This is a genomic window from Pseudomonas sp. SDO5522_S412 (assembly GCF_054071215.1).
Map to the genome: position 1 here is coordinate 24,816 of NZ_JBSVWQ010000021.1, position 22,816 is coordinate 47,631.

18 protein-coding genes are annotated in these 22,816 nt (G+C 57.2%); 10 read left to right on the top strand and 8 right to left on the bottom strand.

All coding sequences use genetic code 11. From position 1 onward, the window contains the following. Window positions 1-10 precede the first annotated feature (10 nt). Window positions 11-655: a 16S rRNA (guanine(527)-N(7))-methyltransferase RsmG gene (gene rsmG, locus ACW9I6_RS07605; protein ID WP_003213561.1), complete on the bottom strand. Its 645-nt coding sequence runs from the start codon at window positions 653-655 to the stop codon at window positions 11-13. Then, window positions 652-2,544 carry a tRNA uridine-5-carboxymethylaminomethyl(34) synthesis enzyme MnmG gene (gene mnmG, locus ACW9I6_RS07610; RefSeq protein WP_087694608.1) on the bottom strand — a complete coding sequence of 631 codons (1,893 nt, stop codon included), beginning with the start codon at window positions 2,542-2,544 and terminating at the stop codon, window positions 652-654. The genes rsmG and mnmG overlap by 4 nt, the downstream gene beginning before the upstream one ends. Window positions 2,545-3,130: 586 nt before the next feature. On the opposite strand from mnmG, the gene ACW9I6_RS07615 reads away from it, so the two are divergent. From ACW9I6_RS07615 to ACW9I6_RS07625, 3 genes are all read left to right on the top strand, one after another. Beyond that, complete coding sequence (locus tag ACW9I6_RS07615; protein WP_008439546.1) at window positions 3,131-3,637, top strand: sigma-70 family RNA polymerase sigma factor; 507 nt, start codon at window positions 3,131-3,133, stop codon at window positions 3,635-3,637. After that, on the top strand, window positions 3,637-4,581 hold the full coding sequence (locus tag ACW9I6_RS07620) for a FecR domain-containing protein (protein WP_177020335.1): 945 nt from the start codon (window positions 3,637-3,639) through the stop codon (window positions 4,579-4,581). Before ACW9I6_RS07615 ends, ACW9I6_RS07620 begins: the two co-directional genes overlap by 1 nt. Before the next feature lie 93 nt (window positions 4,582-4,674). After that, complete coding sequence (locus ACW9I6_RS07625; RefSeq protein ID WP_457339124.1) at window positions 4,675-7,116, top strand: TonB-dependent siderophore receptor; 2,442 nt, start codon at window positions 4,675-4,677, stop codon at window positions 7,114-7,116. 22 nt (window positions 7,117-7,138) lie between these two features. On the opposite strand, the gene mnmE is transcribed toward ACW9I6_RS07625, so the two are convergent. The 5 genes from mnmE to rpmH all read right to left on the bottom strand — a co-directional run bounded on the left by mnmE (window position 7,139) and on the right by rpmH (window position 11,068). After that, the gene (gene mnmE, locus ACW9I6_RS07630; protein WP_457339125.1) at window positions 7,139-8,509 is read right to left on the bottom strand and encodes a tRNA uridine-5-carboxymethylaminomethyl(34) synthesis GTPase MnmE; all 1,371 of its coding nucleotides are present in this window, start codon (window positions 8,507-8,509) and stop codon (window positions 7,139-7,141) included. Between the two features lie 80 nt (window positions 8,510-8,589). Next, the gene (yidC, locus tag ACW9I6_RS07635; RefSeq protein ID WP_003213572.1) at window positions 8,590-10,272 is read right to left on the bottom strand and encodes a membrane protein insertase YidC; all 1,683 of its coding nucleotides are present in this window, start codon (window positions 10,270-10,272) and stop codon (window positions 8,590-8,592) included. A 2-nt stretch (window positions 10,273-10,274) separates the two neighbouring features. Further along, window positions 10,275-10,520, bottom strand: a complete 246-nt coding sequence (gene yidD / locus ACW9I6_RS07640; RefSeq protein WP_003213574.1) for a membrane protein insertion efficiency factor YidD — start codon at window positions 10,518-10,520, stop codon at window positions 10,275-10,277. Beyond that, a complete protein-coding gene (gene rnpA / locus ACW9I6_RS07645) occupies window positions 10,513-10,917 on the bottom strand; it encodes a ribonuclease P protein component (RefSeq protein ID WP_010168490.1) in 405 nt (134 codons plus the stop codon). Before rnpA ends, yidD begins: the two co-directional genes overlap by 8 nt. A gap of 16 nt (window positions 10,918-10,933) precedes the next feature. Next, complete coding sequence (gene rpmH / locus ACW9I6_RS07650; RefSeq protein ID WP_003213577.1) at window positions 10,934-11,068, bottom strand: 50S ribosomal protein L34; 135 nt, start codon at window positions 11,066-11,068, stop codon at window positions 10,934-10,936. 585 nt (window positions 11,069-11,653) lie between these two features. On the opposite strand from rpmH, the gene dnaA reads away from it, so the two are divergent. The 4 genes from dnaA to gyrB are packed head-to-tail and all read left to right on the top strand — an operon-like array spanning window position 11,654 to window position 17,869. After that, window positions 11,654-13,174, top strand: coding sequence for a chromosomal replication initiator protein DnaA (dnaA, locus tag ACW9I6_RS07655; RefSeq protein ID WP_032868695.1), 1,521 nt, complete (start codon window positions 11,654-11,656; stop codon window positions 13,172-13,174). Between the two features lie 39 nt (window positions 13,175-13,213). After that, complete coding sequence (gene dnaN, locus ACW9I6_RS07660) at window positions 13,214-14,317, top strand: DNA polymerase III subunit beta (protein WP_003213582.1); 1,104 nt, start codon at window positions 13,214-13,216, stop codon at window positions 14,315-14,317. A gap of 20 nt (window positions 14,318-14,337) precedes the next feature. Then, window positions 14,338-15,441: a DNA replication/repair protein RecF gene (gene recF, locus ACW9I6_RS07665; protein WP_003213585.1), complete on the top strand. Its 1,104-nt coding sequence runs from the start codon at window positions 14,338-14,340 to the stop codon at window positions 15,439-15,441. Window positions 15,442-15,445: 4 nt separating this feature from the next. Beyond that, entirely contained in the window at window positions 15,446-17,869 is a 2,424-nt protein-coding gene (gene gyrB, locus ACW9I6_RS07670; protein WP_003213587.1) for a DNA topoisomerase (ATP-hydrolyzing) subunit B, read from the top strand. Between the two features lie 98 nt (window positions 17,870-17,967). Here the strand turns inward: gyrB and ACW9I6_RS07675 are convergent, their stop codons facing one another. Further along, on the bottom strand, window positions 17,968-18,690 hold the full coding sequence (locus tag ACW9I6_RS07675; RefSeq protein WP_003213588.1) for a response regulator transcription factor: 723 nt from the start codon (window positions 18,688-18,690) through the stop codon (window positions 17,968-17,970). Between the two features lie 173 nt (window positions 18,691-18,863). Between ACW9I6_RS07675 and ACW9I6_RS07680 the strand changes: the two genes are divergently transcribed. The 3 genes from ACW9I6_RS07680 (at window position 18,864) to ACW9I6_RS07690 (ending at window position 22,690) form a co-directional block, all read left to right on the top strand. After that, window positions 18,864-19,115: a hypothetical protein gene (locus ACW9I6_RS07680; protein WP_003213590.1), complete on the top strand. Its 252-nt coding sequence runs from the start codon at window positions 18,864-18,866 to the stop codon at window positions 19,113-19,115. Window positions 19,116-19,384: 269 nt separating this feature from the next. After that, entirely contained in the window at window positions 19,385-20,380 is a 996-nt protein-coding gene (locus tag ACW9I6_RS07685; protein ID WP_023659285.1) for a FecR family protein, read from the top strand. A gap of 18 nt (window positions 20,381-20,398) precedes the next feature. Then, window positions 20,399-22,690 carry a CHASE2 domain-containing protein gene (locus ACW9I6_RS07690; protein ID WP_457339126.1) on the top strand — a complete coding sequence of 764 codons (2,292 nt, stop codon included), beginning with the start codon at window positions 20,399-20,401 and terminating at the stop codon, window positions 22,688-22,690. Window positions 22,691-22,816 lie beyond the last annotated feature (126 nt).

The following is a 22,816-nucleotide window of genomic DNA, read 5'->3' on the forward strand; positions in this document are numbered from 1 at the left end:
GTGTTCCCAATCATGCCGTGCGGCGCAGTATCAGCAGATGGCGTTGGCCTTGGCAACCGGGTACGGCCAAGGCGTGTTCGCTATCGAGGTGGAAGTCTGCCGGCAATGCTAACAGCTCGTCGCTTGGATGAACGCCCTTCATTGCCAGCCAACGGGTATCGCGGTCGCCGAGGTGGCGGGTCCAGTTGCTGAAGTTCTCCATGCTGCTGAACGCCCGGGAAACAATTCCGTTGAAAGGCTGTTCAGGCGTAAAGGCTTCGACGCGACTGTGGATAACTTGCAGGTTATCCAGCTTGAGTTCGAGTTTGACCTGGGTCAGGAAGCGGGTTTTCTTGCCGTTGCTGTCCAGGCAGGTCACTTGCGACTCCGGAAACAGGATCGCCAGCGGGATGCCGGGCATGCCGCCGCCGCTGCCAACGTCGAGCCAGCGGCCGTTTTCGATAAACGGCATGACACTGAGACTGTCGAGCAGATGGCGGGAGACCATTTCGTCCGGGTCACGCACCGCAGTGAGGTTGTAAGCCTTGTTCCATTTGATCAACAGGGCCAGATAACCCAGCAGCAACTCGTGCTGGGCTTCGGTCAGGTTGACGCCAAGCTGGCGAGCACCTGTGGATAACTCTTCGGCGTGTTGCGAGGTGACCAACGAACTCAAGCGCTTTGCTCCAACTGACGGCCCGCGCCGCGTTTTTTCAAATGAATCATCAACAGCGAAATGGCTGCCGGCGTGACGCCCGGGATACGGGACGCCTGGCCCAGGGTCTCCGGCCGAGTTATCCCCAGCTTGCCTTGGATCTCTTTCGACAGCCCGGAAATGTTTGTGTAATCGATATCCACAGGCAGCTTGGTGTCTTCGCTGGCCCGCAGACGAGCGATCTCATCCTGCTGACGGTCAATGTAACCGGCGTATTTGGTCTTGATTTCGACCTGCTCGGCAACCTGTGGATCTTCTGCGCCAGCGCCGGTGACCGAGATCAGACCAGCGTAGTCGATTTCCGGACGGGACAGCAGGTTCAGCAAGTTGTATTCGTGAGTCAGCGGCGTGCCGAATTTTTCGGCAATCGCGTCGCCTTGCTCGGTGCCCGGGCGAACCCAAGTACTTTTCAGGCGTTGCTCTTCCAACTCGATACTTTCGCGTTTTTTGCAGAAGGCCGCCCAACGCACGTCGTCGACCAGGCCCAATTCGCGACCTTTTTCGGTCAAGCGCAGGTCGGCGTTGTCTTCCCGCAGGATCAGGCGGTATTCGGCCCGGGACGTAAACATCCGGTACGGTTCCTGGGTTCCGAGGGTGATCAGGTCGTCGACCAACACACCGATGTACGCCTCATCGCGACGCGGACACCAGCTGTCTTTGCCCTGTGCACGCAGTGCCGCGTTGGTTCCGGCCAGCAAACCCTGGGCGCCAGCTTCTTCGTAACCGGTGGTGCCGTTGATTTGCCCTGCAAAGAACAAACCGCCGATGACCTTGGTTTCCAGGCTGTATTTCAGGTCACGCGGGTCGAAGTAGTCGTACTCGATGGCGTAGCCAGGACGCACGATGTGCGCATTTTCCATACCGCGAATCGACTGCACGATCTGGATTTGCACGTCGAACGGCAGAGACGTGGAAATTCCGTTCGGGTACAGCTCATGGGTGGTCAGACCTTCCGGTTCGATAAAAACCTGGTGGCTTTCCTTGTCGGCAAAGCGGTGGATCTTGTCTTCGATCGACGGGCAGTAGCGCGGGCCAATACCTTCGATCACCCCGGAATACATCGGCGAACGGTCGAGGTTCGCAGCAATGATTTCGTGGGTGCGGGCGTTGGTATGGGTAATCCAGCAACTGACCTGCTTCGGATGCTGTTCCTTGGAGCCCATGAACGACATCACCGGAATCGGTGTATCGCCGGCTTGCTCGGTCATCACCGAGAAATCCACAGACCGGCCATCAATTCGCGGCGGCGTGCCGGTTTTCAGGCGACCAACACGCAGTGGCAGTTCGCGAAGGCGCTGAGCCAAGGCGATTGACGGTGGATCACCGGCGCGGCCACCGGAATAGTTCTGCATACCGATGTGGATAAGTCCGCCGAGGAAGGTACCGGTGGTCAACACCACGGATTCTGCGAAGAAACGCAGGCCCATTTGCGTGACAACACCGCGTACCTGGTCTTGTTCGACGATCAGGTCATCGGCTGCCTGTTGAAATATCCACAGGTTCGGCTGGTTTTCCAGGGTTTCGCGGACAGCGGCCTTGTACAGGATGCGGTCGGCTTGAGCACGTGTGGCTCGTACGGCCGGGCCTTTGCGACTGTTCAGTACGCGAAATTGAATACCACCTTTGTCGGTAGCCATGGCCATCGCGCCGCCGAGGGCATCGATTTCCTTGACCAGATGGCTTTTGCCAATCCCGCCAATCGCGGGGTTGCAGCTCATGGCGCCGAGGGTTTCCACGTTATGCGTCAGCAACAGGGTTTTTGCCCCCATGCGTGCTGACGCCAGTGCTGCCTCGGTACCGGCATGACCGCCGCCGATGACGATCACTTCAAAACGGGAAGGGAAATCCACCACGCACCTCGTGCCTGCTTCTGTAGGTAATTAGGAATGAGCGTTCGAGATCAGGTTTTCGAACGAGTCGGCAAGTATAGGGACTTCGCCCTTCCTAAAGAACCCTTTGCACAAAATTTAACCAGCTGTGGATGAATCACGAACAATAGAAATTAAAAGAGAGAAATTTATTAAATCTTTGTTTTTATGTTTATTTCTACTGAGGCATGTTTCTGTGGATAGATCTCTACAGGCCTTTATTTACGATATGTACAGAGATTCTAAAGTCTGTGGTTAGGTGCCAATGAGGCCCTTGGATAAGTGCTTTAAGCCTGTGGATTAAACGGGTGGTTATCCACAGAGGGGTTTTTACTCAGGTTTCAAGCCTGGTTATCAACCGGGCACAGGGGCGGTTATTCACAGGGCTTAATCCACAGAAAATACGGATCCCGATAAGTTTCAGGCAGGCAGATGCCTCCGAAAATCCTCGGTCAGGCAGGAAACAGTTCATTTGCATTTGTGAAACGGGTTGATGGAACGCCTATTGTGAGAAAGCGCCACGGCAGTTAATAATAGTTATTATCATTAACCTGCCTCGTCACCTCTCATGGCCCTTCCCTCGCATACCGTTGCAGTCCAGCACATCTATGAGCAGCACCATTCGTGGTTGCACAGCTGGCTCAAGGGAAAGTTGCATAACGCCTGCGATGCAGCTGACGTGGCACACGATACGTTCGTGCGGATCCTGGGCGGCCGCAATGCGACGCAGATCCTCGAGCCCAGGGACTATCTGGCCACAGTTGCCCGGGGACTGGTGATTGACCGCTATCGCCGCCGCGCCATTGAGCAGGCCTATCTGCAAACCCTGGCAGACCGGCCCGAAGCGATCGCAATCAGTGAAGAAGACAAGGCCATCATCATTGAAACCCTCGTTGCTGTGGATAAAGCCTTGTGTGGGCTGGGGGAACGGGCCAGGCGAATTTTCATGCTGTCCCAGGTCGAAGGCCTGACTTATCAACAGATCGCCGATCAGTTGCGTGTCTCGCTGACCACCGTCAAGAAACATATGGTTCGGGCCCTGACTGAATGCGCCTTGATCATGGCGGGCATGTAATGGCTGCCCCGGATCGCAAGACGTTCGAAGCCGCCGCCAGTTGGTACGTGCAATTTCAATCGCAGCCACCGACACCCGCGCAACAAAGTGCCTGGCAGCAATGGCTCAACGGCGATCCCTCCCATCAGGCGGCCTGGAACCAGATGGAGCAGTTGCAACGTGGCCTCGGTGCGCTACCCAAGGACTTCACCCGTCGTGCGCTCTCGGCCAGTCAACAACGGCGGCAAGTGCTCAAGCTGATGCTGATGCTCGGTGCCGCCGGGTACTTGGGGTGGAACGTTCAACAACACACGTCCCTGGGCAACCTCTGGGCTGACTATCGGACCAAGGTCGGCGAACGACGGCGAATCGGGTTGGCCGACGGCACTCAAATTGACCTCAATACGAACACGGCTATCGACGTACTTTTCGACGGGCAGCAGCGACTGGTCCGTTTGCGTGAGGGGGAAGTACTTATCCACACCGGAAAGTCGGGCCGGCAAACACCGTTTTATGTTGAAACCCATGAGGGTCGTGTTCAAGCCTTGGGTACGCGGTTCACTGTTCGTCAACTGCAAGGGTCGACGCGGGTTGGTGTGCTGGAAGACCGGGTCAGCGTGCAACCCGTCGACCAGCCGGCCAATAGCCGAGTGCTCGGACCTGGTGAGAGTGTCGACTTCGGCACGCAAGACGTAGGCCCCAGCCATATCTATCGCGGGAACCAAGCCGCATGGGTCGACGGCCAACTGATCGTTCTGGATGCGCGACTGGGGGATGTCATCGACGAACTGGCGCGCTATCGGCCGGGCGTTATGCAGTGCGATGCCGCATCAGCGCGGCTGCGGGTGTCCGGCACTTTCCGTCTGGATTCCACCGACGCCGTATTGGCCAACCTGCAGGTCACGCTGCCGATCCACGTGAAGTATTTCACGCGCTATTGGGTCTCCGTCACCCTTACCGCTTGATACTGAAAAAATACTCTCAGCGGGGGTTATCTTTTTTTTACCTGGCGCGGCCCTACAGGTAATCACGATGCTACCTTCAGGGCTTACTCACACATGCGCCTTCCTACAAAACTTCGCCAGCGTCTCTCCCATCACGGCATCACGTATGGCTTGCTGCTGGCCACGGCCGCGACTGCCAGCACCTTGCTATGCACTCGGGCCATTGCTGCCAGCCCAGTGCAACATTACGTGATCGCCTCCGGGCCACTCGACAATGCCTTGAGCCAATTTGCGTCGAAGGCCAATGTGATTCTGTCATTCTCGCCGCAGCAGACGGCGCGCCTGCAAAGTCCTGGGCTGGAGGGTGACTACTCGGTGGAGCAAGGGTTTGCGTTATTGCTGCAAAACTCGGGATTGCAGGCGGCGGTTCAAGGCCCCGGCAGCTACGCGCTGCAGCCGGCTGCGAGCGGGGAACAGCTCATGCTGGCCCCCACTACTGTCAGCACTTATCAACAGACTGGGTTCAATCAGGAAATTGCCGGGGACGTAGGTTACAAGGCGCAAAACAGCCGAATCGGTACCAAGACCAGCACACCATTGTCGGAAACCCCGCGCTCGGTGTCGGTGGTGACCGGCCAGCGCATCAAGGATCAAAAATCCCAGACACTCACAGAAGTGCTGGGCTATGTGCCGGGAATCTTTGCCCCTCCCTTCGCTGCGGGCGACGGGCTGGCCGGTGACTTGTTCTTCATTCGCGGTTTCAACGCCACGGATTATGGCTACGGCCTGCTGCGCGATGGCTTGCGAGTCCAAGGCAACCGGTATGACACCACCAGCGAACCTTATGGCCTGGAACGGGTGGAGATATTCCGTGGCCCTTCTTCCCTGCTCTACGGCGAAAACGCACCCGGTGGCCTGGTCAACCTGGTGAGTAAACACCCGACAGCTACACCACAAGGCGAAGTTCAGCTGACCTACGGTTCTAATAACCGGCGCCAGGTGGGTGTGGATATCTCCGGTCCCTTGGACGACAGCGGCAATATCCTTGGACGGGTGGTGATGCTCGGCAGGAAGTCCGACACCCAGACCGATCACGTTCCCGATGACCGTCTGTATATCGCACCGTCCCTGACCCTCAATTTCGACGACTACAACACCCTGACGCTGCTGGCCAACTACCAGAAAGACCACACCAATCTTGAACTTGGCCTACCTGCAGCAGGCACGTTACTGACCAACCCCAACGGAAAGCTCTCCAAGCACACCATGCTCGGTGACCCGGATTGGAACACCTTCGAACGGGAAACCTGGAGCACCGGCTACGAGTTCAGCCACAGCTTCAATGATGACTGGCAGTTTCGGCAGAACTCGCGCTACATGCAGTCGCGAATCACCCGCCATGAAACCTGGCCAGGCAACCTGAATAATGCGGGGTTCGGCACACAGCTGAACATGAATGCCTACGACCGCTACAACAAATCGATGGTCTACTCGCTGGATAACCAGTTGGAAGGCAAATTCCAGGTAGGCGGGCTGGAAAATACCGTGCTGTTCGGTGCCAGCTATGACCGTACCTCGTTCAGCCAGGATTGGAATGCCGGATTTGCAGGCACGATCAATGTGTATAACCCGGTGTACCTGAGGGACCCATTGACGCCTCTCGCGGTGCAAAACACGTTGCTCGAACAGCAGATGAAAGGTGTTTATGCACAGCTTCAGAGCAAGTATGACCACTGGTTATTCTTGCTCGGCGGGCGGCAGGACTGGGTCGACAGTGATTTTCGCGACAAGGTGGCCAAGGCCGGCAACATCAGCTCTGAAGACCGCAAGTTCACCTATCAGGGCGGGATCATGTACCAGTTCGACAATGGCCTGACGCCATATGTCAGCTACTCGACCGCGTTCGTTCCGGTACAGCAGATCTCCAATGCCGGCACACCGCTGGACCCGATCACCAGCAGTCAATATGAAGTAGGCCTCAAGTACGAGCCGATCGGCTGGGACACGGCGATGACGTTGTCGGTCTATGACTTGCGCAAGCAGGACGACACGTACCTCGACGCCACGACCAATACCTACCGCCAGGTCGGCGAAAGCCGGGCCAAGGGTTTGGAAGTGGAGGTCAACAGCAACCTCACACCTAATTTGAACGTGACTGCGGCCTACACCTACACCGATGCTCGGATTACCAAGGATTCGGCAACGTCGCTCGTGGAAGGTCACCAGATGACCGGTGTTCCGCGTAATCAGGCTTCGGTCTGGGGCAAATACCGCTTTCTTGATGGCCAGCTCAAGGGCTTGTCCGTCGGTGGCGGCGTGCGCTACTTCGACAGCACTTTCTCTTACACCGCGCCTTCTCTTTACGGGAAGCTGGATGCTGGAAGCGTGACGTTGGTGGATGCCGCCATTGGTTACCAGATTGACCAGCACTGGTCGGTAGACGTGAACGCGAAGAACCTGTTCGACAAGGAGTATGTGTCCGGCTGCAACGATGCGGGCCGCTGCTACTGGGGTGAAAGCCGGACGCTACTCGGAACAGTTTCCTACAACTGGTAACCAGCCAGCTGTGGATAACCGCCTATTTCCCGATACAGAAGCTTGAAAAGATCCGCCCCAACAAATCATCGGAGCTGAATGCGCCGGTGATCTCCCCCAACAGCTGCTGCGCCTGGCGTAAATCTTCAGCCAGCAGCTCACCGGCTCCTGCCAGCGTCAGTTGCTCACGGCCATGCTCGAGGGCGGCGCTGGCATGCCGCAGTGCCTCCAGGTGCCTGCGACGAGCGCTGAAGCTGCTTTCCGAAGTCTGCTCGTAGCCCATGCACGCTTTCAGATGATCGCGCAGCAGTTCCAGCCCTTCTCCTGCAGCCTTGGCACTCAAGCTGATTGTCACGTGGCCATCTTCACTGACTTCCAGGGCAATTGCCTCGCCCGTCAGGTCAGCCTTGTTGCGAATCAGCGTGACCTTGGCCGGGTCCGGCCGTTGTTCGAGGAATTCCGGCCACAGTGCGAACGGGTCTGCAGCCTCTGGCGCGGTGGCATCCACCACCAGCAACACGCGGTCAGCTTCCGTAATGGCCTTCAACGCGCGTTCCACCCCGATCTTTTCCACCTGGTCATCGGTGTCACGCAGTCCAGCGGTGTCCACCACATGCAGGGGCATGCCATCGATGTGGATATGTTCGCGCAGGATATCCCGCGTGGTGCCGGCGATCTCGGTGACGATCGCGGCCTCTCGCCCGGCCAGGGCATTGAGCAGGCTCGACTTGCCGGCGTTGGGACGGCCGGCAATCACCACGGTCATACCGTCACGCAGCAAGGCACCTTGCCCGGCTTCGCGCAGCACTGTGGATAACTCGTCGCGAACCTTATCCAGCATCGCCAGGACATGGCCATCGGCAAGGAAGTCGATTTCTTCCTCCGGGAAATCAATCGCGGCCTCCACGTAGATGCGCAAGCTGATCAACTGCTCGGTGAGGTTATGCACACGCAGGGAAAACGCGCCCTGCAACGAGCGCAACGCATTGCGCGCAGCTTGTGCAGAGCTGGCTTCGATCAGGTCGGCAATCGCCTCGGCCTGGGCCAGGTCGAGTTTGTCGTTGAGGAACGCGCGTTCGCTGAATTCACCCGGACGTGCCAGGCGGCAACCCAACTGCAGGCAACGCTGCAGCAGCATGTCCAGAACGATCGGGCCGCCGTGGCCTTGCAGCTCGAGGACGTCTTCGCCGGTAAAGGAGTTCGGCCCCGGGAAATAAAGGGCGATACCTTCATCCAGCACTTCTTCATCAGCACCTAAAAACGGCCCGTAATGCGCATACCTCGGCTTCAGTTCCCGCCCACTGATGGCCTGGGCCGCCACGCCGGCGAGCGGCCCGGAAATACGAACGATACCGACACCACCACGACCTTGAGCGGTGGCGACAGCGGCGATGGTTTCACGAGGAGCGCTCATGGCGGGTACCCGGATAAAAGTGACAGAAAGCAAAACGCCCCACTAGGGGGCGTCTTGAGTGGTGTTATCCACAGAGTAAATTACGCCTCGGCTTTTTTGGTAGCCGCTTCGATTTTACGTGTGATGTACCACTGTTGGGAGATCGACAGGCAGTTGTTGACCACCCAGTACAGCACCAGACCAGCCGGGAACCACAGGAAGAAGAAGGTGAAGATGATTGGCATCATTTTCATTACCTTGGCCTGCATCGGGTCCGGCGGAGTCGGGTTCAGACGCTGCTGGATGAACATGGTCGCGCCCATGATGATCGGCAGGATAAAGAACGGGTCTTTGATCGACAGGTCAGTTATCCACAGCATGAACGGAGCCTGGCGCATTTCCACGCTTTCCAGGAGCACCCAGTACAGCGACAGGAATACCGGCATCTGCACCAGAATCGGCAAGCATCCACCCAACGGGTTGATCTTCTCTTTCTTGTACAGCTCCATCATGGCCTGGGACATTTTCTGCCGGTCATCGCCATGTTGTTCTTTCAGCGCGGCCAGTTTCGGGGCCACGGCACGCATACGCGCCATCGACTTGTAGCTGGCAGCCGACAGTGGGAAGAAGATCCCCTTGATCAGCATGGTCAGCAGGATAATCGAGAAGCCCCAGTTACCCACAATGCTGTGGATATGTTGCAGCAGCCAGAAAATCGGCTGGGCAATGAACCACAGAATGCCGTAATCCACAGTCAGTTCCAGACCTGGGGATAACTCTTTGAGGACTGCCTGGCTCTTCGGACCGGCGTACAACGTGGCGCTAGCTTCAGCCTTGGCACCCGGCGCGACGGTCAACGTCGGGCCAGTAAAGCCAATGATGTAGTTGCCTTGGCTGTCTTTGCGGGTTTGAACCAGGTTGGCATCACCTTTGTTCGGGATCCATGCGGTCACGAAGTAGTGTTGCAACCAGGCAACCCAGCCACCTTGAACGGTTTCTTTCAGCGCGCCCTTGTCGATATCTTTCATCGACACTTTTTTGTACGGCTCGCTACTTGTCCACAGGGCTGCGCCCAGGTAAGTCGCGGTGCCGGTGGCGGTGCTGGAAGAAGGATCGGCGCTGTTGTCACGCTTGAGCTGGGCAAACAGGTTGCCCGTCCACGGCTTCGCGCTTTCGTTGTCGATCAGGTAAGTGACTTTCAGATCGTACAAACCGCGGGTGAAGCTGAAACGCTTGATGTAGTTGACGCCGTCGTGACTGAATTTCAGGTCGACGTTCAACTGGTTCTGGCCATCGGCCAGTTGATAAGTCTTCTGTTCGGTCGAATAAACCGGACGACCGGTAGCACGAGCATCCGGACCGTCAGTACCGGTCAGGCCACTTTGCGCCAGATATACACGTTCGCCACCGTTATCGAACAGCTGGAACGGAACATCCGGATGGTCTTGGCGACGTGGATACAGCGGCAATTTCAGCTGGGCGATATCACCACCCTGTGGGTCGATTGCCAGGTCCAGTACATCCGTTTTTACATGGATGAGGTCTTTATTGGTGACGACCGGGGTTTCTACCGGGGTACTGGTATCGGCATTCGCGCTGGGTACATCGGCACTGGCGGCAGCATTGTTACCCAGTGGCGTATCCGGAATAGCCGGCGCCGACTGATTGGTAGCAACATTCTGAGTCGGCAGGGCAGCTTGGCCATAATCCTGGTTCCACTTAAGAACCATAGAGTAGGACACGATTGCCAGGGCGACGATCAGGATCGTGCGTTTAATATCCATGATTACTCGGCCATCGAAGAAGAACGGGAGGTAGGGATAGGCGGAACCGGGTCATAACCACCGGGATTCCACGGATGACAGCGACCTAAACGACGAAAGGTCAGCCAGCCACCGCGCAGAAGGCCATGATTTTCTATGGCTTCCAACGCGTAGCAGGAACAACTGGGGTAGAAACGACAGTGGTTTGCCATCAGGGGACTAATGGCATAGCGGTAAAACTGGATCGGAACGAGGGCCAGTTTACGCATCAGTACTGTCTACCCCTACAGTTTCGGTGCTGACAGCTGGTGCTGGCTTGTTGGTACGAGCCAAACGTTTCCAGAGCTTGCCGAAATGCTGAATCAATTCGGGGTTTTCTACGTCCCCCAAGCCTTTGCGCGCGACGATAACAATATCCCAACCAACCAGAGTCTCCTGGTGGAGGCGAAACGATTCGCGCATCAGACGCTTGAGGCGATTGCGCTCAACGGAGAGCTTTACGCTCTTCTTGCCGATCACCAACCCGAGACGGGGGTGATCCAGATCGTTGTTACGCGCAAGGAGCAGGAGATTTTTCCCCGGAACCTTGCCGGTGGGGGAGTCAAAGACTGCCTTGAAATGCCGGGGGGTTAGCAGACGCTTTTCCCGACTGAAGTCCTGACTCACCACCAGTACCGGATTATCAAACTGCCAGACGCGCACGACCTTTGGCGCGGCGACGCGACAGGACAGCACGGCCGTTCTTGGTGGCCATGCGAGCACGGAAGCCGTGAGTACGGGCGCGTTTGATGGTGCTTGGTTGGAAAGTACGTTTCATGGCGTGTTACCTGGTTCGTCCACAACGGGCCGGAATGGCCCCCGTTTTAAGAGACCGGCGATTCTAGAGAAAGCAAGCCTCTAGGTCAATTTCCAACCAGCTTTTCCTTTAATTAGATATCTGGAGGCCTGCGGACCGAATCCGGGCGATTCGCCTTTGACGAGCAATGCCATAGATATAAAAATAAAGAAGGAAGTTATTTAAAGCTTTTCTGTAAAGCTTATAAAAGCTAGGCACCCCATCTTCTGTGGATAACTGCCTTGAGGCCATATTCTACGGGCTGTACAGAGAATGACAACACGGGGGAGAAACGGTGCTCTGCCTGTGCTGCGCTATCGGATAAGCTGTGTGTGGAATGGCTAGTTATCCACAGGCCAGTTACCCACAGACTTTCGACCCCACTTGTACAACGAGCTTAGGGGCGCTTATCCACAGAGCTTATGCACAGACCATTTGTCGCCTTTTTTACGGTTAAGGCATTGATTCTTGGCGCCCTGTGAGCAACCTACATGTGGATAAGTGGGCGGCTGGCCGCTACAATGGCGGCTGTTTTTGCCTCACCGGCTTTCAACTTAGGGGATATCCGTGTCAGTGGAACTTTGGCAGCAGTGCGTGGAGCTTTTGCGCGATGAGCTGCCTGCCCAGCAATTCAACACCTGGATCCGTCCGCTACAGGTCGAAGCCGAAGGCGACGAGTTGCGTGTCTACGCACCCAATCGTTTTGTTCTCGACTGGGTCAACGAGAAATACCTGAGCCGCGTTCTCGAATTGCTCGATGAACATGGCAACGGGCTTGCTCCGGTGCTCTCCTTATTAATAGGCAGCAAACGTAGCTCGGCACCTCGTGCTGCGCCGAATGCACCGTTGGCTGCCAGTGCCTCCCAGGCTCAGGCCGCTGCGGCACCTGTTAATAACTCGCCAGCCCCGGTCGCCCAGACGCCTTCGAAATCCTCGTCGCAGAAAAACGCGCCTATAAATGAAGAGCCGTCCCGCGACAGCTTTGACCCAATGGCCGGCGCCAGCTCACAACAGGCCCCGGTTCGTGCCGAACAGCGCACCGTCCAGGTAGAGGGTGCGCTCAAGCACACCAGCTATCTGAACCGCACGTTCACCTTTGAGAATTTTGTCGAAGGTAAATCCAACCAGCTGGCCCGCGCGGCTGCCTGGCAGGTCGCCGACAACCCCAAGCATGGTTACAACCCGCTCTTCCTTTATGGTGGCGTTGGCTTGGGTAAAACTCACTTGATGCACGCCGTGGGTAACCACCTATTAAAGAAGAACCCGAATGCCAAGGTCGTGTACCTGCACTCGGAGCGCTTCGTGGCCGATATGGTCAAGGCGTTGCAGCTCAACGCCATCAACGAGTTCAAGCGGTTCTACCGTTCCGTTGATGCCTTGCTGATCGATGACATTCAATTCTTCGCCCGCAAGGAACGTTCCCAGGAAGAGTTTTTCCACACGTTCAACGCGTTGCTCGAAGGTGGCCAGCAGGTCATCCTGACCAGTGACCGTTATCCGAAGGAAATCGAAGGCCTGGAAGAGCGCCTGAAGTCGCGCTTCGGCTGGGGCCTGACCGTAGCGGTAGAACCGCCGGAGCTTGAAACCCGCGTCGCGATCCTGATGAAAAAGGCCGACCAGGCCAAAGTCGACCTGCCGCACGACGCCGCGTTCTTTATCGCCCAGCGCATTCGCTCCAACGTGCGTGAACTGGAAGGCGCACTCAAGCGGGTCATCGCTCACTCGCACTTCATGGGTCGTGACATCACCATCGAGCTGATTCGCGAATCCCTGAAAGACCTGCTGGCGTTGCAAGACAAGCTGGTGAGTGTGGATAACATCCAGCGCACCGTGGCCGAGTATTACAAGATCAAGATTTCCGACCTGCTGTCCAAGCGCCGTTCGCGCTCGGTGGCACGTCCCCGCCAGGTAGCGATGGCGCTCTCCAAAGAGCTGACCAACCACAGCCTGCCGGAAATTGGTGATGTGTTTGGCGGTCGCGACCACACCACGGTCTTGCACGCGTGCCGCAAGATCAACGAACTTAAGGAATCCGACGCGGATATTCGCGAGGACTACAAGAACCTGCTGCGTACACTGACTACTTGATGAACACCAGCGCAGCTTATTAAGGCAAGGGACTAGACCATGCATTTCACCATTCAACGCGAAGCCCTGTTGAAACCCCTGCAACTGGTCGCAGGCGTCGTCGAGCGCCGACAGACCTTGCCGGTGCTTTCCAACGTATTGCTGGTTGTCGAAGGCCAGCAATTGTCCTTGACCGGTACCGACCTGGAAGTCGAGCTGGTCGGTCGCGTCCAGCTCGAAGAGCCCGCCGAACCCGGCGAGATCACCGTGCCGGCGCGCAAGCTGATGGACATCTGCAAAAGCCTGCCCAACGACGCGCTGATCGACATCAAGGTTGATGAGCAAAAGCTGGTGGTCAAGGCCGGTCGCAGCCGTTTCACCCTGTCGACCTTGCCGGCCAACGACTTCCCGACCGTGGAAGAAGGCCCAGGCTCGCTGACCTGCAGCCTGGAACAAAGCCGACTGCGCCGTTTGATCGAGCGCACCAGTTTCGCCATGGCCCAGCAGGACGTGCGTTATTACCTTAACGGCATGCTGCTGGAAGTCTCCGAAGGCATCATCCGCGCCGTAGCCACCGACGGTCACCGACTGGCCATGTGCTCGATGAAAGCCGATATCGGTCAGCCGGATCGCCACCAGGTGATCGTGCCGCGTAAAGGTATTCTGGAACTCGCGCGCCTGCTGACTGAGCCGGATGGCAATGTCAGTATCGTGCTGGGCCAGCACCACATCCGCGCGACCACTGGCGAGTTCACCTTCACTTCCAAGCTGGTTGACGGCAAGTTCCCGGATTACGAGCGCGTTCTGCCTAAAGGCGGCGACAAGCTGGTGATCGGTGATCGTCAGGCCCTGCGTGAAGCGTTCAGCCGTACCGCTATTCTTTCCAACGAGAAATACCGTGGTATCCGCCTGCAATTGGCCAACGGCCAACTGAAAATCCAGGCGAATAACCCTGAGCAGGAAGAAGCGGAAGAAGAAGTGGGCGTCGACTACAACGGCGGCAACCTGGAAATCGGCTTCAACGTCAGCTACCTGCTGGACGTGCTGGGCGTGATGACCACTGAACAGGTTCGCCTGATTCTGTCTGACTCCAACAGCAGCGCCCTGGTACAAGAATCCGACAACGATGACTCGGCTTACGTTGTCATGCCGATGCGCCTGTAATCATGTTCAGCAGAAGCTAGATGTCCCTCAGTCGCGTCTCGGTCACCGCGGTGCGCAATTTGCACCCGGTGACCTTCTCCCCCTCCCCCCGCATCAATATCCTCCACGGCGCCAACGGCAGTGGCAAAACCAGCGTGCTGGAAGCCATTCACCTGCTGGGGCTCGCTCGTTCCTTTCGCAGTGCCCGCTTGTTACCGGTGATTCAGTACGAACAACTGGCGTGCACAGTATTTGGCCAAGTCGAATTGGCCGAAGGCGGTCATAGCAGCCTGGGGATTTCTCGTGATCGTCAGGGGGAGTTTCAAATCCGCATCGATGGGCAGAATGCTCGCAGTGCTGCGCAGCTGGCAGAAATCCTGCCACTGCAACTGATCAACCCGGACAGCTTCCGCTTGCTGGAAGGCGCGCCAAAAATCCGCAGGCAATTCCTCGATTGGGGAGTGTTCCACGTGGAACCGCGTTTCATGGCCACTTGGCAGCGCCTGCAGAAGGCCCTGCGGCAGCGGAACTCATGGCTGCGGCATGGTACACTTGACGCCGCTTCACAAGCTGCTTGGGACCGGGAACTGTGCCTGGCCAGCGCTGAAATAGATGAATACCGCCGCGCCTATATCAAAGCCTTGAAACCAGTCTTTGAGCAGACCTTGAGCGAGTTACTTGAACTCGAGGGGCTGACGTTGAGCTACTACCGTGGTTGGGACAAAGACCGGGAACTGAGTGCAGTGCTCGCGACGTCCTTGCAACGGGATCAGCAAATTGGTCACACCCAGGCCGGACCACAACGGGCTGATTTGCGCCTTAGATTGGGCGCACATAATGCTGCGGATATCTTGTCCCGCGGTCAGCAGAAGTTGGTGGTCTGCGCTTTGCGTATCGCCCAGGGGCATCTGGTTAGCCAGGCCCGGCGCGGGCAATGTATTTATCTGGTGGATGACTTGCCGTCCGAACTGGACGAGCAGCACCGCCGCGCGTTATGCCGCTTGTTGGAAGACTTACGCTGCCAGGTGTTTATCACCTGTGTAGACCACGAATTATTGAGGGAAGGCTGGCAGACGGAAACGCCAGTCGCTTTGTTCCACGTGGAACAAGGCCGTATCACCCAGACCCACGACCATCGGGAGTGAAGGCATGAGCGAAGAAAATACGAATACGTACGACTCGACCAGCATTAAAGTGCTTAAAGGTTTGGATGCCGTACGCAAACGTCCCGGTATGTACATCGGTGATACCGATGATGGCAGCGGTCTGCACCACATGGTGTTCGAGGTGGTCGATAACTCGATCGACGAAGCTTTGGCCGGTCACTGCGACGACATCAGCATCATCATCCACCCGGACGAATCCATCACCGTACGCGACAACGGTCGCGGCATTCCGGTAGATGTGCATAAAGAAGAAGGCGTTTCGGCGGCAGAGGTCATCATGACCGTGCTCCACGCCGGCGGTAAGTTCGACGATAACTCCTATAAAGTATCCGGCGGTTTGCACGGTGTAGGTGTTTCGGTAGTAAACGCCCTTTCTGAAGAGCTCATCCTGACTGTACGTCGTAGCGGCAAGATCTGGGAACAGACTTACGTTCATGGTGTTCCACAGGAACCGATGAAAATCGTCGGTGACAGCGAAAGCACTGGTACGCAGATTCACTTCAAGCCTTCGGCTGAAACCTTCAAGAACATCCACTTCAGCTGGGACATTCTGGCCAAGCGGATTCGTGAACTGTCTTTCCTGAACTCCGGTGTGGGTATCGTCCTCAAGGACGAACGCAGCGGCAAGGAAGAGCTGTTCAAGTACGAAGGCGGCCTGCGTGCGTTCGTTGAATACCTGAACACCAACAAGACCGCGGTCAATCAGGTGTTCCACTTCAACATCCAGCGTGAAGACGGCATCGGCGTAGAAATCGCCCTGCAGTGGAACGACAGCTTCAACGAGAACCTGTTGTGCTTCACCAACAACATTCCTCAGCGCGATGGCGGTACTCACCTGGTGGGTTTCCGTTCTGCACTGACGCGTAACCTGAACACCTACATCGAAGCGGAAGGCCTGGCGAAGAAACACAAAGTCGCCACCACCGGTGACGATGCCCGCGAAGGCCTGACCGCCATTATCTCGGTCAAGGTTCCGGATCCGAAGTTCAGCTCCCAGACCAAAGACAAGCTGGTGTCCTCCGAAGTGAAGACAGCGGTCGAACAGGAAATGGGCAAGTACTTCTCCGACTTCCTGCTGGAAAACCCGAACGAAGCCAAGCTGGTTGTCGGCAAGATGATCGACGCAGCACGGGCTCGTGAAGCGGCGCGTAAAGCCCGTGAGATGACGCGTCGTAAAGGTGCGCTGGATATCGCCGGCCTGCCGGGCAAACTGGCTGACTGCCAGGAGAAAGACCCTGCCCTCTCCGAACTGTACCTGGTGGAAGGTGACTCTGCTGGCGGTTCCGCCAAGCAGGGTCGCAACCGTCGCACCCAGGCCATCCTGCCGTTGAAGGGTAAGATCCTCAACGTCGAGAAGGCGCGTTTCGACAAGATGATTTCCTCACAGGAAGTCGGCACCTTGATCACCGCCCTGGGCTGTGGCATCGGCCGCGATGAGTACAACATCGACAAGCTGCGCTACCACAACATCATCATCATGACCGATGCTGACGTTGACGGTTCGCACATCCGCACCCTGCTGCTGACGTTCTTCTTCCGTCAGTTGCCGGAGTTGATCGAGCGTGGCTACATCTACATCGCCCAGCCGCCGTTGTACAAAGTGAAAAAAGGCAAGCAAGAGCAATACATCAAAGACGACGACGCCATGGAAGAGTACATGACGCAGTCGGCCCTGGAAGATGCGAGCCTGCACTTGAACGACGAAGCCCCGGGCATCTCCGGTGAAGCGTTGGAGCGCCTGGTAAACGACTTCCGCATGGTGATGAAGACCCTCAAGCGTTTGTCGCGCCTGTACCCCCAGGAGCTGACCGAGCACTTCATCTACCTGCCATCCGTCAGCCTGGAGCAGTTGGGTGATCATGCCCACATGCAGGCTTGGTTGGCCCAGTACGAAGTCCGCCTGCGTACCGTTGAAAAATCCGGCCTGGTCTACAAAGCCAGCCTGCGTGAAGACCGTGAACGTAACGTCTGGCTGCCAGAGGTCGAACTGATCTCCCACGGCCTGTCGAACTACGTCACCTTCAACCGCGACTTCTTCGGCAGCAACGACTACAAGACGGTTGTTACCCTCGGCGCGCAACTGAGCACCCTGCTGGACGACGGTGCTTACATTCAGCGTGGCGAGCGCAAGAAAGCGGTCAAAGAGTTCAAGGAAGCCCTGGACTGGTTGATGGCGGAAAGCACCAAGCGCCATACCATTCAGCGATACAAAGGTCTGGGCGAAATGAACCCGGATCAGCTGTGGGAAACCACCATGGACCCAGCCCAGCGTCGCATGCTGCGCGTGACCATCGAAGACGCCATTGGCGCGGACCAGATCTTCAACACCCTGATGGGTGATGCGGTCGAGCCTCGTCGTGACTTCATCGAGAGCAATGCCCTGGCGGTTTCCAACCTGGACTTCTGATCAGGTTGCAGCGCAAAAACAAAAAAGGCCAACGCTTAGCGTTGGCCTTTTTTATGGGCTGGATATGAGCATTTTATAAATGCTCCACGTGGAACATCTCAGTCCTCGGAAGCCGCCGTCACACTCTCCAACCGATATCCGTACCCATAGATCGTCAGCAACTGCCAACCCCGATCCGCCGTCAGCCCGAGCTTATTCCGCAGCCGATAAATATGCGTATCCAGCGGCCGCGACGACACCATCTCCTCATGGGTCCAGAACCGTTCATACAGGTACTCTCGAGACAGCGGCCGCGCCAGGTTCTCAAACAGGCACCGCGCCAGGCGGTATTCGCGCTCCGTCAGGCTGATGGGTTTTCCCGCCCTGCTCACCGTGAGTTCAGCATCATCAAAGGTCAGGTCATTGAAGGTATGCACCTCACTGGCTGCAGACTTCTGCAACCCGTGGCGACGCAGAACGGCATTCACCCGAGCCTTAAGCTCATTGGGACGAAACGGCTTGCTGACGTAATCATCTGCACCACTGTTCAGCGCCTGGACGATATCGCTCTCGGCATCGCGGCTGGTAAGCATGATGGCGGCTGGCGGCGCTTCCATGTGCTCGCGGGTCCAGCGCAGCAATGCCAGGCCACTGAGGTCGGGCAGTTGCCAGTCAAGGATCAGCAAGTCGAAGGTCTCGCGGCGCAGTTGTCGCAGCAGGTCTTCTCCACGCTCGAAGCAGTGCAGGGTCCATGGCTGATCCGCAGCGCTGGGGATTTGTCGCAGTGTCTGTTCCACCCGCCGCAGTTCAGCAGGTTCGTCATCCAATATTGCGACACGCATGGCAGGGTCCTTTCTTATTGAAGAATGCGGGCATCGAATCTGAACAATTATGGCCAGATTCTCAGGCCCTCTGAATCTCTCGATACGCTGATATCAAATGGCCGCAAGCCATTGGAAATCGTCAACACCCAAGCTGGGAAGATACCGGCTCGAGACCTTCAGGAAAAGGATCAATGGCAATCTGGTTTTATGCTGTTTCGAGACGTATGGCCGTTCTGGGGAAGGTTGATGTATGGGGAAGACTGGTATTGGTGGTGATGGTTGCTACGCTGGGCACGGAAACGGTCGGGGCCAATAAGCCGGCGATACCTATGCCGTTCGAGGAACGGCAGACTTTGAGTGAGCCCGGCAATGGCATGGGCTTCGCCCGTTCACCGTTTCAGCAACTCAGCGAACAGCAGCAGACCCAACGTTGGGTATTTTAAGTACCCGCAAATCTGAACAAATGTTGCGAATCGGTCCGATGCACCTATGTTGTAGGTAAATTCGCTCTCGCTGGATGACACACGGATTGGAGCGACGGAAGTGCTCCGACACAGGGACGTGTCATCTTCTGCAATGGATCTCACGCTCCCAGATATTTCGGCTATCGACTGGATACCTCATCGAGTATCGTAGACGGTACTCAAGGTCTTCCCGCTGCAAGACGCTGCCTGAAAGTGCTTTCTGATGACCCATTAGAACTAGAATCTTGATGAGCGCCATGACCTTTTTCCCTTGCCGATTCCGCTCTGCCGCTTCTACGCTGTTGAGTTCGGGCCTGATCGTTACGCTTGGCGTAGTGAGTCTTCCGGCCTTGGCACGCCCTTCCCCTCCCCGTGCACCCTATATCGACGACAACCGGATGTGCCGCGCGCAACCGCTTCCGGCAGTGGTGCAGCACCTCACGGGTGAAGCCTGGAAACTGGATGCCAAGGGTGTGTCCACGGCCCTGGAAGAAGGCATGTTCATCGATGAACAAGAAAGCGTAAAAACCTCATCGGGCGCATTTGTCAGCCTGTTGCTGGGGGACGGCTCGCGGATTGTCTTGCCCTCCAGCTCCCAGGTCCGATTGCATCTGGTCGAGGAGCAATCCATTCCCCAGGTGATTCTTGAAGAAGGTCAGGTCGAGGCTTACGTGATCAAGCGTGCCAGCGACTATGACCGTTTCCAGATCATGACCCCGGTGGGCGTTCTAGGGGTACGCGGCACGCATTTCCGTGTGCGTAACGATGGCGAACAATCGCTGGTGGAAGTACTCAACGGGCAAGTGGCGGTCAATCGTGATGACGCTCCACCGAGCCCGCGCCCTATCAAGAAGAAGCCCATTACCGGTCCAGTCTCTGGTGAAGTAAAGGTTGGTGCGCGGCAGGGCCTCGCGTTCAAGAAACAAGGCGAACTCAAACCCGTGGAACTGCTTGATGCGCCACGGTTGGTCGGCCAGGACGGCCAAAAGGGCGATGCGCCTGTCTGGACCCTGTTCCTGCGGCCATTGGCCGGGGCCCAACGCTACCGGGCCCAGGTCGCGACCGATAAGGAGTTTCTGAACATCAAGCAGGAAAATTTCTCCGACAAGCCGCAAATGCGCTTCACTGGGCTGAAAGCATCGTTCTATCACGTTCGCTTGTCGGCATATGATGAACACGGGCTTGAGGGAGAAACCGGGGTTTATGACATTTTCTATTACCCACCCGCGAACCGCGTTCAGTAGTGCCCTGGACGCGAGCCGGTGAGGCTGTGGCACAGGGCTGAAAAGCGCCAACCGACTCAGGCTCAGCGGCTGTTCAATGGCCTGGTGCGCGAATGGCTGTGGGTCAGCATGTTGCTATTACCCATCACGGCCTTCCTGTCCCTGAGCCCTGGCCTGGCCCTCAATAACCTGCTGTATGACAGCCTCCGCCGGCTGGCACCTTTATCGGTGGATCCACGCATCCTGCTGGTAACGATCGACGACCGAAGCCTGAAGGAACTTGGCCAATGGCCATGGTCCCGACGTGTGCATGCCGACCTGCTTGATCGGCTGAGCGCCGCCAAGCCTGCCGGCATCCTGTTTGATGTGATCTTCAGCGAGCCCGCCCGGGAGCCAGCCAATGACCTGCGCCTGGCCGAGGCTATGTGCAACGCTGGCAACGTCCTGTTGCCTTTGATTCGTGAAGGCTCGCCGCGCTACGGCCAGCCTGTGGCGCAAATCCTGCCCGTGTTGCCCTTGCGTGATTGCGCCCGTAGCGTCGGCCATATCAACGTGGAAGCGGACAGCGACGGCATCGTTCGAAGCCTGTATTTGCGTGAAGGTCCACCAGGTAATTTGACACCGCAGTTAGCCTGGCTGGCGTTTGAACTGAGCGGCCAGCCAACCCTAATGCCGGGCGCACCTGGTCCGTCGGAAAGCTCCAGCTGGCAGCGGGAAAATGCCATTCGAATTCCTTTTATTGCCAGTCATGCCGGCTTTCCCAGCGTGCCGTATATCAGTGTCTTGCGCGGGGAGGTGCCATCCGAGTTGCTGCGCGACCGCTTGATCCTGATTGGCGCTACGGCACCGGGCATGGGCGACCGTTATGTCACGCCGCTTTCGGCCAGTGTCGGCACCACCCCGGGCGTGGAGATCCAGGCAAATATTCTCAATGGCTTGCTGCAAGGGCGCAGTATTGTCGATCTGCCCGTGTGGATGGCGACGCTACTGGCCACCGCGATGGTCGCGGTGCTGTTGGGCCTTCTGCTGTTTCGCCCGCGTTATGCACTTTGGCTGACCCTCGGTTGCATGGGGGCTGCGCTTCTGGGTTCTTGGGGCCTGTTGCGCCTGGGCCATTGGTGGTCGCCGGCAGCAAGTCTGGTTGGCATGTTGCTCAGCTATCTGATCTGGAACTGGCGGCGCCTGAGCGTGATCCTGGCCTACTTCGGCTGGGAACTGGCACGCCTGGACAACGAGCCCAAAGTGCTCCCGGAGCGCCGTCGAGCGCCCGCCAGCCAGGGTGATGTATTGCAGGGACGAATCTTCGCCCTCGAACAAGCGGTCAGCCGTACCCGGGACACTCGTCGCTTCATGGCCGATGGGCTGGAATGTTTGCCTGTAGCAACCTTGATTACCGATCCCAAGGGCAACGTCCTGCTGGCCAATCGAATTGCCCGCGATGTGTTCGACAATGAACTGGTGGCCGAAAACCTCTTGGATCAGCTCGCCGCATTAGGTTATCCACCGCTGCAGGACGGTGTTCGCCCTGCCCTGTCGACGCTGGAGATTGTCGAGTTCCGCGATACCCTTGACCGCAGCCTGCGCCTCGACCTGGCGCCGCTGCTGCCCGCAGACGGTGACGTGGCCCTGGGCTGGCTGCTGAGCCTCACAGACCTGAGCATTGAGCGTGATGCCCAGCAGCAACGGGAGACCCTGCTGCGCTTTCTGTCCCATGACCTGCGTGCGCCGCATTCGGCGATCCTGGCCCTGTTGGATGTTCAGGACTCCGCCGCGCCGATATTTGCGCAGATCGAACAACAAGTCCGCCGTGCCCTGAACCTGACCGAATCATTCGTGCAGTTGGCGAAAGCCGAATCCGATGGCTACCAATTCCAGCCCAGCCTGTTCGCCATGTTGGTGCTCGACGCATTTGATCAACTCGCAGTGCACGCCCAGTTGAAAGGCATTCGCCTGGTCCATCACCTGGATGAAGACGGCGAAGAAATGGTCTGGGCGGATCAATCGCTGCTGACCCGCGCCTTGTTCAATCTGTTGGAAAATGCGGTGAAATACAGCCCATCGGGCACCACCGTTACGTTAAGCCTGACCCGCCATGAAGACGCTTTGGAGTGCCGTATCAGCGACCAGGGGCGAGGAATCTCCCCGCAGGATTTGCCCGAACTCTTCGCTCAATACCGGCGCTTCGCCTCTGCTCATGGCAGTGAAGGATTGGGGTTGGGGCTGACCATGGTCAAGGCCGTCGTGGATCGTCACGGTGGGAGAATTCGCTGCGAAAGCGAGGTGGGTAAAGGTACGACCTTCATCCTTCAGCTGCCATTGTGGCGAGACTGAATCGCGGCTTTTCACCTGTGCATAAAAAACCGGTCTCAGGGACCGGTTTTTTAATGCGGGAAAAACTTATGCACCTTTTCCGCTGTTTTATGAGTTTGGGAAATATGTAAGTAAATCAGCAGCCTA